The following is an 11,860-nucleotide window of genomic DNA, read 5'->3' on the forward strand; positions in this document are numbered from 1 at the left end:
CGTTTTTTTATGCGTGAAGGCTAATCTTCGTCGTCGTGCTCATCGTCTTCATCCGCCTCGATCGGGCAGTTGAAGTTTTCCGGTTTAATCACCAGCAGATCGCATTTCAGATGGTCGATCACATGTTCCGCAGTGTTGCCGATAAAGGCCGCTGAAATGCCGGTGCGGCCCAACGTGCCCAGAACCACCACGCCGGCCTGCAGGTGTTCGGCCAGATCGGGGATCACCTCCTCCGGCAGGCCTTTTTCTACGTGGGTGAACTCTTCCTTAATGCAGAATTTCTGTCGCAGCGCCTTCATGGCGATCAGGTGCTGGCCGCGAATGGCGTCATTGTAGACGCTTGGGTCAAAGTCGGGCAATTCGATGGCAATGTTGATCGGGGTAACGGGGTAGGCACCAACCAGGTGAACCTCGGTCTGGTTGACGTTTTCTGCCAGTTCAACGGTTTCTTGCACCAGTTTGATATTGAGCGGGTCGTGATAGGGTTCTTCGCTGGCCAGGTTGACCGCCACCAGCGCTTTGCCGCCTTCCGGCCAAGGCTGGTCTTTCACCATCCATACCGGGCAAGGGCATTTGCGCAGCAGGTGCCAGTCGGTGGGAGTGAAGATCACCGATTCCAGCCGGTCATGCTGGTGCGCCATTTTCAGCAGCAGGTCATGTTGGCCGGACAGCACTTCCTGAATAATGGCTTCGAAGGGACGGTTATGCCAGACCACTTTGATTTCGATCGGCACGCCGTCGTTGAGATAGAAACGACACTGCTCGTTGATCCAGGCGGCGCGTTGGCTGATCACACCTTGCCGCATCGCCGTTCTTTCATCCGGAGAGAGCAGGGTCGTCATTTCGTAAGAGAAGTCATAAATGGGCAGGAAGGCTTTGATGCGCCCGCCGTTCCGTTTTACCAGGTACACGGCGCGGCGCAATGCCGGCTGATCGTCCTGATTGGGGTCAATAGCCACCAGAAGATTCTGATACTTCGCCATAGGGCCTCCTTACAGCTGAAATCAACAGTCTGTTAATTTACAGAGTAACCCAACATTGAAAAACAGAACAACAACAGAAGCGTGCCGGATCAACAATTTCGGGGAAATGTTGATCCGGCAGGGGGATCAGGCGTTGACGGTCACGTTGATGCGCGGCGTGCCGGCCAGCACCGACAGGGCGTCGGCGTTTTCGATGGTGATGTATTTGCCTTTCACGCTGAGGATTTCGCTTTTCTGGAAGCGGCCCAGCAGACGACTGATGGTTTCCACCGTCAGGCCGAGGTAGTTGCCGATGTCGCCGCGGGTCATGGTCAAACGGAACTCGCGTGGTGAGAAACCGCGCTCCGCAAAGCGGCGCGACAGGTTGTAAACGAACGCCGCCAGGCGCTCTTCGGCGTTTTTCTTCGACAGTAGCAGGATCATGTCCTGATCGCCTTTGATCTCGCCGCTCATCAGCCGCATGATCTGCTGACGCAGGTTAGGCATTTTGCCGGACAGATCGTCGAGGGTCTCGAACGGGATCTCGCACACCATCGAGGTTTCCAGCGCCTGGGCGAAGCTCGGGTGCTTCAGGCCGCCGATGGCATCGAAGCCCACCAGGTCACCCGCCAGGTGGAAACCGGTGATTTGCTCGTCGCCTTGCTCGGTGATGGTGTAGCTTTTGATGGTCCCGGAACGGATCGCGTACAGCGATTTCAGCTCGTCGCCGGCCTTGAACAGGGTCTGGCCTTTCTGGATGGGCTTTTTCCTCTCGATAATGTTGTCGAGCTGGTCCAGCTCGTGAGCATTAAGGGTGAAAGGAATGCACAGCTGGCTGATGCTGCAGTCCTGGCAATGGATCGCACAACCACCAGACTGGATACGACGAATCACGCGTTTTTCCGGGATCATAGATTACGCTCATTCAATAATTGATATGAGTCAATTTTAACATCTTTTGCTGCAGCTGATAAGGGTGGCATTAGCATGAATAGGGGTATTGTGTGCGAATTTTGCGCACACATGCCGCCGATTATTCTGTATTGCGCTGAAGTCGCTAGATTTATTTGGCACTTATGGGCAACGTGCGATTGTCTTCGCGGCGGCGCGAGCCGGGCAATCGCCGCGAGCGGCCTTTGCGGCGTGCATCGGCGAATTTTAGCGACGTGAATCAATCATCCTTTGACACATCTGCTGGCGAAAGCTTGTCGCATTCATCTGAATCCTCACCGCAAAGCCGCGCGGCGTCGGCGTTAAGCTGAAGGTCAAAAAGGCAGCTGAACAATCCTGTTCGGGAGTGGATGATGAAAAAGCGCATATTGTTGATGGCGGTTGCCGGGGTGTTGATGACGGCCAGCGCAGCCGCCTTCGCCCACGGCTATTACGGCCACGGCTACTACCGGCATGGCTATTACTATGGTGGGCCGCGCGTGGTGATCGGCGTGCCCTGGGGGCCGCCGCCGCTCTATTATCCGCCGCCACCGGTGGTGTATGTCACACCGCCGCCACCGCAGACCTATATTGAAAAGCCGCCGAGCTACGCCTACTACTGCCGCCGTCCGGCGGGCTATTACCCGCAGGTACCGCGCTGTCCCGACGGTTGGATGAAAGTGGTGCCAGACGGTCCGTTCTCCCGGTGATTAAAGGCGGTGCGTGATGAGACACTCTTTTGCTTTCCCGCTAGTGGCGCTGGCCGGGCTGTTGGCCGGCTGCGTCTCTGCGCCTTCCGGGCCGGGGGTCACTGCGCTACCCGGTACGGGGAAAAGTTACGAACAATTCAATCGCGATGAGGCCATGTGCCGCGGCTATGCACAAAACAGCCTCGGCGGCGGCGCGCAAACGGCGGCCAATTCGGCGACGGGGACGGCGGTGGCGGGAACGGCCGTCGGCGCGGCGGCCGGGGCGTTGATCGGCGCGGCATCCGGTCATGCCGGCCCCGGCGCGCTGATCGGCGCGGGCGGCGGGTTGCTGGTCGGCAGCGCGATGGCCAATAACTCAGCCTGGCGCAGCAGCGATGACCTGCAAGACCGCTACGATACCGTGTATACGCAGTGCATGTACGCCAAAGGCAACAAGGTGCCGGTGGCCTACGGTTATGGTGAGGCCACCTCATCGCCGGTGCCGCCGGACTACTATCCCGCCGCCCCGGCGGAGGGCGTACCGCCTGACTATGTGCCGCGTTAGCGCGAGAGCAGATCCTGCGGCAGGTAGCCTTCGTGCTGCAGCAGCCACTGTTTGCGCTGTACGCCGCCGGCATAGCCGGTCAGCGCGCCCTGTGAACCGATCACCCGGTGGCAGGGCACCACGATGCTGATCGGATTTGAACCGTTGGCCATGCCGACCGCGCGCGAGGCGGTCGGACGGCCGATGCGTTGCGCCAGTTGGCCGTAGGTCAGGATCTCGCCGCAGGGGATTTGGCGCAGCTGTTGCCACACGGTTCGTTGGAACTCGGTGCCGGCGGTCATCACCGGCAACCGATCGATAATGCCCAGTTCCCCGGCGAAATAGCGTTGCATGGCGTCGGTCAGCCCGCTGGGATCGCGCTGTTCGCGCAGGGTGAAGCGATCGGCGCGGTAGTGGGTATTCAGCAGCTTCATCAGGCGCGCTTCGTGATCGGTCCAGTCAATCGCCCGCAGGCGCCCCTGTTCATCGGCAATCAGCACCAGTTCTCCCACCGGCGTAGCGGTACGATCAATCAAAAAAGTCTGCATCTGGATCACTCCTCGGTTTAGTAAGGCGATTATCGCATGAAACGGAGGGAGACGATGGCGGATTTCGGACATGCTGATGGGCAACCGCAGGGTTGCCCGAATAGCCGGCGCACGGTAAGGCAGATCGTCATTGTTCGTTAAATCTATAAATTAAATTTATAAGTTACCGATACAAGTTATGTCTTGTTTATTATTTCATCAAGCATTAACGCTTTGGGGTTACTTATAGTTGATGGTTACGCGTTTTAAATGTGGGTCGTTATTCACTATTTCGCTGGTGACGGTAGAGACTAATTCTTTTGGCATCTCTTTTAACGGCGTTGAAATATAACCATTCCGGTTTTCCGTCACTTTACCGAAGCAGTTTGAGATGAGCTGGTCGTTTTGGTGTTTGATGGTGCAGGCCGGCGTGGTAATGGTGCCGGTGAAACGCACGACGCCAGAGGCAACCTGGCTGCCGGAAAGCGGTTTTGCTTGCAGAGCGAAGGGCAGAATGACCAATGCGCTTAATACGGCTAAGTAATGGTTCATACGCTGTTCCTCTCAGAGTAAAAACACTGCCAATTAAAAAACAAGCGTGCTTGCTTTCATCAAATAAGCTATTTCGCCTGGCGAAATAAAAAACGAATGGGCAAGAATCCTACTGCCTGCATCCAATGAATTTGATAATAGGGAGGTAGGATGAGTAAAACCATGATTTGGATCATAGTGAAGGCCGGTTAATGATTTCCGGCGCGGGTGGGGTAAAAGGCTGTGATCGTTCTCTCAGGAAAGTCGGGAGTGGCGGGCAGTTTTCGCCCCCGTTGAGCCGTTGCCGTCTCCGGGGGCGAGCGCGGGATTACAGCATGCCGCTGCTGCCGCAGATGCGGATCTTTTCCGCTACCACTTCTTTCATCGCCAGCTTGCCGGGGACGATGTATTTGCGCGGATCGTTAGCATCCGGGTGCTGTGAAAAGTAGCTTTTCACCGCATCGGCGAAGGCGATTTTCAATTCGGTGGCGACGTTGACCTTGCAGACGCCGAGCGAAATCGCGCGCTTGACCATCGCTTCCGGAATGCCGGAGGCGCCGTGCAGCACTAGGGGCACGTCCACCTGTTCGCGGATCAGCGCCAGGCGCTCAAAGTCCAGCTTCGGCTCGCCGTGATACAGGCCGTGGGCGGAACCGATCGCCACCGCCAGCGAATCGATGCCGGTGGCGGCGACAAACTCGCGTGCCGCCATCGGGTCGGTATAGAAGCTGTCCGCGGTATCGACGATCAGATCGTCTTCCTGCCCGCCCAGGCGGCCCAGCTCCGCCTCCACGCTGGCGCCGTAGCGGTGGCACAGGGCCACTGCGGCGGCCACCTTGGCGATGTTCTGCTCGAACGGCAGATGGGAACCGTCGATCATCACCGAGCGGATACCGCTTTTCACCTTGTGCTCGATGTCGTCCAGCTCTTCGTGATGATCCAGATGCAGCGCCAGCGGCAAATCGTAGCGGTGCGCGGCCGATTGGCAAATGCCGATCAGGTAGTCGGTGCCGGCGTAGCTGAAGGTGCCGGGCGTGCCGGCCATGATCACCGGTGAGCGTAGCTCGGCGGCGGTCTCGGCCACCACCTGCACGGTTTCCAGATTGTGGACGTTAAACGCCGGAACGGCGTAACCCTGGCGCTGTGCCTTGAGCAGCATTTCTCGATTGGCTATCAGATACATGGGATCTCCTTACAACTCAGGGGAGGGAAAACGGTAAATCGTCACGCCTTTCACCACCCGGTTGACCTCGCCGGTCGGGCAAGGGTTGTCCGGGGTCAGCCCCAACGCCAGTGAACTCTCGAAGGCCAGCATCTGGGTGAACAGCAGATACGGGAACAGCAGCCAGATATCGTCAGCCGCGTCGTGCATATGCAGCAGGGCGTCGGACAGAGGTTGGCGTTCGCCGGTCAATCCGACCAGCTGCATCGCCAGCCCGTCGCGCTGCAGCTCGTTCCACAGATCGCGGTCATACTGGCGGGCGTAGTCGTCGTGGGAGAACATCAGCACCACCAACGTCTGGCCGTCGACCATGAATTTCGGGCCGTGGCGCAGGCCGAGCGGCGAGTCGTAGCGTGTAACGATGCGGCCGGCGGTCAGCTCCAGCATCTTGAGCGAGGCCTCTTCGGCGAGGCCGGTAAAGCAGCTGCCGCCGAGGGTGATGTAGCGGCGGAAGCCGCTGGCGGCCAGCGCTTTCACCTGCGCCTGCAGCGTTTCACGCAGTGCGCGGCAGCGCTGCACCATGGCACTCAGCGGTGCCTGGGCGGCCTCGAGCGACGTTGGGCCGAGCAGCAGCGCGGCGCTCAGCATCATGCAGCTGAAGCTGGAGGTCATGGCGAAGCTCTGATCGTTGGAGCCTTGCGGCATCACCAGCGAACAGACGTTGTCACGCCGATGCGCGTACTGCGCCAGCCGGCTGTCCGGGTTGCACACCAGCATCAGGTGATAGCTTTCCGGTAGCAGCTGGTCGGCCAACTCCACCGTCGCCACGCTTTCCGGGCTGTTGCCCGAACGGGCGAAGGAAACCAGCAGCGTCGGCCGCTCAGGGTCGAGATACTGCCGCGGGTTGGCGACGATATCGGTGGTGCCGTAGGCCACCACGTCGCGGCCGGTGCGTTCGCGCAGCCAGGGCGCCAGGGCGCGGCCGGCGAACGCCGAACTGCCGGCGCCGCACAGCACGATCTGCAGGCGCGGATCGGCCAGCAGCGGCGCCAGGAACGGCTGCCACTGCGCCTGTTGATCCTGCAGCTGCCGGTGCAGCATCGCCCACAGGTCCGGCTGTTGCCAAATCTCGGCGGCGGTGTGCCAGGCGTTGCGCTGCTTCAGCCAATCCGCCTCGTAAGAGAAATACGCGTTCATGATGACAGCTCCTTAAAAAGCCTCGGTTAACGGTCGGCGATAATCACGTCGATCCCTAAATGGTGCAGCGCCTGCAGGTAGTGCTCCGGAATGCGGCTGTCGGTGACCAGGCGGTGGATCTGGCCGATTTCGCGGATCATGCAAAAACTGGTGCGGCCAAATTTGCTGGCGTCGGCGATGGCGATCACTTCACGCGCCACCTCGCACATCACGCGGTTCAGCTGCGCTTCGCCCGGATCCGGCGTGGTGATGCCGCTCGTGAGATCGAAACCGTCGACGCCGAGAAACAGCTTGTCGAACCGGTACTGGCGCAGTTGCTGTTCGGCGGCGGGGCCGTACAACGACCAGGCCTTGCGGCGCACGCTGCCCCCGACCACCATCAGATCGATCTGCTCGTTGTTGGCCAGCTCGAAGGCGATGTTCAGCGCGTTGGTCATTACCACCAGATCCTTTTTGCCCGCCAGCTGCGGCGCCATCTGGCTGGTGGTGGAGCCGGAGTCGAGGATGACGGCGTCGCCGTCTTCGATCAGCGCCGCCGCCGCGCAGGCGATGGCGTGTTTCACGTCACGATTGATACGGCCTTTGTCCTGCAGCGGGCGGTCGAAGGCGAACTGTTTGTTCAACATGGCGCCGCCGTAAGCGCGTACCGCGCAGCCGTGCTTTTCCAGTTGGCGCAGATCGCTGCGGATGGTGACGCTGGACACCGAAAACTGCTGGCTGAGCTGCTCCACGCGCACCGTGCCCTCGCGGCACAGCTGGTCGATAATTAATTCCCGGCGTTTTGCGGTATTGATCATTAACGCAGACTCCTGATTTACCTGTAGCCGTGCCCGACCGCGGCTTAATAAGCCGCAGCGAGACCGACCGGAGCGCTTTCAGTTGTTCGTGGCGAATTACAGCAAACGAAACACTGAAATGCAATCGATTAATTTTAAAATATCTATATCTATCAGGTGGTTATATTTAATTTTGCTTTCAGTTTAATGCCAACCGAAAGCGGTATTAACGCAAAGTGAAAACGGCAAATTCGTTATTTTTCAGTCGACAATTCTCGCTATGACCTCATTCGGCCCCGCGACGGCGAAAGCCGCAGCGATAATTCGGCAGCCGCCGGGCTTTCACTGTTTTTTTATGCCGCCGCTTGTAATAGCGCCGCGCCGCGCACGCCGCTGCTGTCACCGTGCACCGGCGGGAATACCGCTGCCGGTTCCACGCCCGGCAGCAGCCAGCGCCGCATTGCCGTCGGCAACAGCGGATACAGCTCGCCGACGTTGGACAAGCCACCGCCCAGCACGAAGGCATCAACGTCCAACAGCAGTTGCAAACCGGCCAGCGCGCTGGCCAGGATGTCGACGTACACGGTCATTAGCCACTGTGCGTGCGCATTCCCCGCGCAGTAGCTGGCGACCAGCGCCGGCACGTCGGCGGCCGGATGGGCAAAATGGCGGCTCAGCGCCAGCAGCCCGCTGCCGGAGACGTAGCGTTCAAAACAGCCGGTCAACCCGCAGTTGCAGCGGAACAGCGGCAGATCGTAACGCTGCGCCAGCTGGGCCGAGATCGGCATATGGCCCCATTCGCCTGCCAGTCCGTTGCGCCCCTTGTGCAGTTGCCGGTTCACCACCAGGCCACCGCCGGCGCCGGTGCCGATGATGGCGCCGAACACCAGCGGCAGGTGTGCGGTTTGCGGCGTACTGGCTTCCGACAGCGCGAAACAGCGGCAATCGTTCTCGATGGCGATCGGCCGCGCCAGCGCCTGCGTCAAATCATCCGCCAGGCAATGCCCGGTCAGGCAGGGCACGTTGACCGCCAGCTGGCGGCGGCTGATGGGATCGGTGATCCCCGGCAGGCCGATGCCAATGCTGCCGCGTGTGTGCAGCTCGCGATCTGCTTGCTCGACCAGCCCGGTGATGCAGGCCACGAATTCGCCGTAATCGCTGGTAGGGGTACGCACCCGCTGGATCAGCACCTGATTGAGTCGGCGATCGTAAGCGGCCATTTCAATCTTGGTGCCGCCGATGTCGAAGCCGTAACGCATCTCTGTTGTGGCCATGCTTCAGGCTCCGTTCAGAGCGATCACCGCCGCTTCACGGCGTGCGCGTTCGGCGGCGAACACCATCATGTGGCTCTCCAGCGCTTCGGCCGGGCCGGCCAGCACCTGGCTCGGATCGTTGGCGCGAATGGCCGCGATAAAGTGCTGCATCAGGTAGTAGTCGCCGCCGCCGTGGCCGGCCATGGCGTGCAGATCCTGGCCGGCGTCGGTGTCGTAATGCGTTTCGCCGTCGTCGAGGAACGAGGTGATGCGGATATGGCGGCCGTCGCCTTCCAGGCAGCCGCGGCTGCCGAAAATCCGGGTGTGGCGATCTTCGTGGCGAGTGAAGGCCGTCATGGTGAACGACGCAGTGCGGCCGCCGGCGAACTGCATGTTGACCACTTGATGGTCGACCACGTTATTGTCGCAGCGGTAAACGCAGCGGCCGTAGGGCCCGTCGCGCAGCGCCGCCCGCAGCGTCGTCTGGTCGGGTTCTGGCGTCAGCACCCGCAGAAAGCCGGGCGTGGCCTTGTGGTCGTCGCCCAGATAGATGCGTTTGGCGGAATAGGGGCAGGACGCCTCCACCGCGCAATCCAGGCAGTTGTCCGCCGCGCCGGCCGGTTGGTTTTCCCGGCGGAAGTGGCGCAGATTGCCGAAGGAACTGACCTGCTCGCAGGGCTGCTCCATCACGTAGCGGATCCAATCGATGTCGTGGCAGGATTTCTGCAGCAGCATAAACGCGGCCTGCCGATCGTTGCGCCAGTTGCCGCGTACGAAGGAGTGCGCCTGATGCCAGTAGCCGACCGGCTCCAGGTGTTGCAGGCTGACGATGTCGCCGATCGCGCCGTCGCGCAGCAGCTGTTTGAGCTTTTGGGTATAGCGGGTATAGCGCAGCACGTGGCCGACCGAGAAGATCAGCTTTTGGCGCACGACCTCGGCGACGATGGCCCGGCACTCGTCGGCGTCTGGCGACAGCGGTTTTTCCAGCAGCATGGCGTAGCCCTGACGGGCGAAGGCCAGCGCCGGCTCCAGGTGCATCTGATCCTGAGTGCAGATCAGCACCGCGTCGGCCAGCTTGCCGGCGTCGGCGGCCTGGCGCCAGTCGGTGAAGACGTTTTCCGGCGCGATGGCATGCTGCGCCACGAACGGCTCGCGGTAGGCATCGCGCGGTTCCGCCACCGCCACCACCTGCATCAAATCGGGGTGCGCCAGCGCATAGCGCGAGTAGATTTCACCGCGCGCACCGGCGCCGACCACCAGCACCCGCACCGGGCGCTGGGCAACGTTGTTGGGTTGTGTTGACGACATTGCTGATACTCCGCTGTTGTTATTTGAGGTTTTGGCCGCTGAGCTCGTCGAACAAATGCGCGCGCGTCAGATCGAATGCCAGATGAATGCTTTCGCCGAGGCGCGGTTCCCAGTCCGGCAGCGACGCCATGCGCAACACGAAGCGCAGGTCGGCCAGTTCGCAGTGCAGCAACTCTTCGTTGCCCATGCGCTCGATGGTGACGATCTGCGCCGGGAAACAGTTGGCGCTACCGGGTGCGCACAGCCGCAGGGACTCCGGCCGGATGCCGAGACACACCCGCGCATGCGGGTAGTCCGCCAACTGCCGTTGCAGCGCCGCCGGCAGATCGAGCTGGTGCTGCAGGCCGATGCGCAGTCGCACCGTTTGGCCGTCGCGCACGATCGCCAGATCGTGCAAATTCATCGACGGGCTGCCGATAAACTCGGCGACGAAACGGTTGGCGGGGTGGTGGTACAGGTTGATCGGTTTATCCACCTGCATGATGGCGCCGCGGTTCATTACGCAAATGCGATCGCCCATGGTCATCGCTTCGACCTGATCGTGGGTGACGTACACCATGGTGGCGGCGGCGCCTTCCTGCTTCAGCTGATTGTGCAGTTCGATCAGCTGTACGCGCATCGACACCCGCAGCTTGGCGTCGAGGTTGGACAGCGGCTCATCGAACAGGAACACCTTGGGTTTGCGCACGATGGCGCGGCCGACCGCCACCCGCTGGCACTGGCCGCCGGAGAGCTGGCCCGGCTTGCGCTGCAGCAGGTTGGTGATCTCCAGTTTTTCCGCCGCGTCGCGCACCCGGCGGTCGATCTCGGCCTTGCTCTCTTTGCCGATCAGGCCGAACGCCATGTTCTTGTACACCGTCATGTGCGGGTACAGCGCATAGTTCTGGAACACCATGGCGATGCCGCGATCCTTCGGCATGCTGTCGTTGACGCAGCGATCGTGGATCAGGATCTGCCCCTCGCTGACGCTCTCCAGCCCGGCGATCATCCGCAGCAGGGTAGACTTGGCGCAGCCGGACGGGCCGACGAACACCATAAATTCCCCGTCCTCAATTTCCAGGTTGACGCCGTGCAGCGCGTGGAAACCGTTGGGGTAGACTTTTTTAACGCTGTTTAACTGAATTCCGGCCATGTCGTTTACCTTGTCTGCGCGTTAGCCTTTCACCCCGGCGCTGGCGATGCCCTGGATGAAATAGCGTTGGAAAATAATGAACAGCATCAGCATCGGGATCACTGCCATCAGTGCCCCGGCCATCAGCAACGGGTATTCCACCCCGGCGCGGCTGGAGAGCGAAGCCAGCCCCACCGGCAGCGTCAGCTTCTCGGTGGTGGTATTGACGATCAGCGGCCACATCAGGTTGTTCCAGCTCCACAGGCCGTTGATGATGACGCAGGCGATAATGCCCGGCCGGATCAGCGGCAGCATGATGCGCCAGAAGATGGCGAAGTAGCTGTAACCGTCGATCAAGGCCGCTTCTTCCATCTCCTTCGGCACCGCCAGAAAGAACTGGCGCAGCAGGAAGGTGGCGTAGACGCTGAAAATGCCCGGCAGCACCAACCCGGTGATGCTGTTGACCAGCCCCAGCTTCTGTACCACCAGAAATTGCGGGATCAGAAACGCTTGGCCGGGCACCATCAGGATCGACACGCACACCAGGAACACCGCGTCGCGGCCGCGAAAATGCAGGCGCGAGAAGCCATAGGCGGCCAGGGTGGCGATCGCCATCTGCAGGGTGACGGTGAAGAAAGTCGCCAGCAGCGAGTTGAGATAAAAGCCGGCGAACGGGATTTCGTGCATTACCCGGCCGTAGGCCTGCAGGCTGGGGTGCGCCGGCAACAGCGTCAGCGGGATCTGAATGCTCTCGGCCTGGGTTTTCAACGAGGTCACCAGCATCCAGATAAAGGGCACCACCGAGGCCAGCGCCGCCAGCCCCATAAACAGGTACACCAGCGTTTTCTTGCTTGCGTTCATGTGCAGCTC

Annotated in this window: 13 protein-coding genes; 2 read left to right on the forward strand and 11 right to left on the reverse strand. The window is 60.7% G+C overall.

Annotated elements, in window-relative coordinates; genetic code table 11:
• Positions 1–20 precede the first annotated feature (20 nt).
• Positions 21–983 carry a universal stress protein UspE gene (uspE, locus tag FHU12_RS08335; protein WP_063989987.1) on the reverse strand — a complete coding sequence of 321 codons (963 nt, stop codon included), beginning with the start codon at positions 981–983 and terminating at the stop codon, positions 21–23.
• A 126-nt stretch (positions 984–1,109) separates the two neighbouring features.
• A complete protein-coding gene (gene fnr, locus FHU12_RS08340; protein WP_004938278.1) occupies positions 1,110–1,874 on the reverse strand; it encodes a fumarate/nitrate reduction transcriptional regulator Fnr in 765 nt (254 codons plus the stop codon).
• Positions 1,875–2,266: 392 nt separating this feature from the next.
• On the opposite strand from fnr, the gene FHU12_RS08345 reads away from it, so the two are divergent.
• Both FHU12_RS08345 and FHU12_RS08350 read left to right on the forward strand, forming a co-directional pair.
• Positions 2,267–2,602 (forward strand): hypothetical protein, encoded by a 336-nt coding sequence (locus FHU12_RS08345; protein ID WP_141968608.1) that lies wholly within the window; start codon positions 2,267–2,269, stop codon positions 2,600–2,602.
• Between the two features lie 16 nt (positions 2,603–2,618).
• Positions 2,619–3,146, forward strand: coding sequence for a glycine zipper family protein (locus FHU12_RS08350; protein ID WP_141968610.1), 528 nt, complete (start codon positions 2,619–2,621; stop codon positions 3,144–3,146).
• Here FHU12_RS08350 and ogt read toward each other — a convergent pair.
• The 9 genes from ogt to FHU12_RS08395 form a co-directional block, all read right to left on the reverse strand.
• Complete coding sequence (gene ogt, locus FHU12_RS08355; protein ID WP_060418648.1) at positions 3,143–3,673, reverse strand: methylated-DNA--[protein]-cysteine S-methyltransferase; 531 nt, start codon at positions 3,671–3,673, stop codon at positions 3,143–3,145. The two genes, FHU12_RS08350 and ogt, sit on opposite strands and share 4 nt — an antisense overlap.
• 219 nt (positions 3,674–3,892) lie before the next feature.
• On the reverse strand, positions 3,893–4,204 hold the full coding sequence (locus tag FHU12_RS08360; RefSeq protein ID WP_141968612.1) for a YmdA family protein: 312 nt from the start codon (positions 4,202–4,204) through the stop codon (positions 3,893–3,895).
• A gap of 307 nt (positions 4,205–4,511) precedes the next feature.
• Positions 4,512–5,366 (reverse strand): tagatose bisphosphate family class II aldolase, encoded by an 855-nt coding sequence (locus FHU12_RS08365; protein WP_025302961.1) that lies wholly within the window; start codon positions 5,364–5,366, stop codon positions 4,512–4,514.
• 9 nt (positions 5,367–5,375) lie between these two features.
• Positions 5,376–6,542 carry an SIS domain-containing protein gene (locus FHU12_RS08370; RefSeq protein WP_141968614.1) on the reverse strand — a complete coding sequence of 389 codons (1,167 nt, stop codon included), beginning with the start codon at positions 6,540–6,542 and terminating at the stop codon, positions 5,376–5,378.
• A gap of 26 nt (positions 6,543–6,568) precedes the next feature.
• Positions 6,569–7,339 carry a transcriptional repressor AgaR gene (gene agaR / locus FHU12_RS08375; RefSeq protein WP_141968616.1) on the reverse strand — a complete coding sequence of 257 codons (771 nt, stop codon included), beginning with the start codon at positions 7,337–7,339 and terminating at the stop codon, positions 6,569–6,571.
• 332 nt (positions 7,340–7,671) lie between these two features.
• Positions 7,672–8,577: an ROK family protein gene (locus tag FHU12_RS08380; RefSeq protein WP_141972932.1), complete on the reverse strand. Its 906-nt coding sequence runs from the start codon at positions 8,575–8,577 to the stop codon at positions 7,672–7,674.
• An 18-nt stretch (positions 8,578–8,595) separates the two neighbouring features.
• Positions 8,596–9,879, reverse strand: a complete 1,284-nt coding sequence (locus FHU12_RS08385; protein ID WP_141968618.1) for a Gfo/Idh/MocA family protein — start codon at positions 9,877–9,879, stop codon at positions 8,596–8,598.
• A 19-nt stretch (positions 9,880–9,898) separates the two neighbouring features.
• Entirely contained in the window at positions 9,899–11,011 is a 1,113-nt protein-coding gene (locus FHU12_RS08390; RefSeq protein WP_141968620.1) for an ABC transporter ATP-binding protein, read from the reverse strand.
• 21 nt (positions 11,012–11,032) lie between these two features.
• The gene (locus FHU12_RS08395; protein ID WP_004938251.1) at positions 11,033–11,851 is read right to left on the reverse strand and encodes a carbohydrate ABC transporter permease; all 819 of its coding nucleotides are present in this window, start codon (positions 11,849–11,851) and stop codon (positions 11,033–11,035) included.
• Positions 11,852–11,860: the final 9 nt, after the last annotated feature.

The sequence above is a fragment of the Serratia marcescens genome (assembly GCF_006715005.1).
Lineage (GTDB): Bacteria > Pseudomonadota > Gammaproteobacteria > Enterobacterales > Enterobacteriaceae > Serratia > Serratia montpellierensis.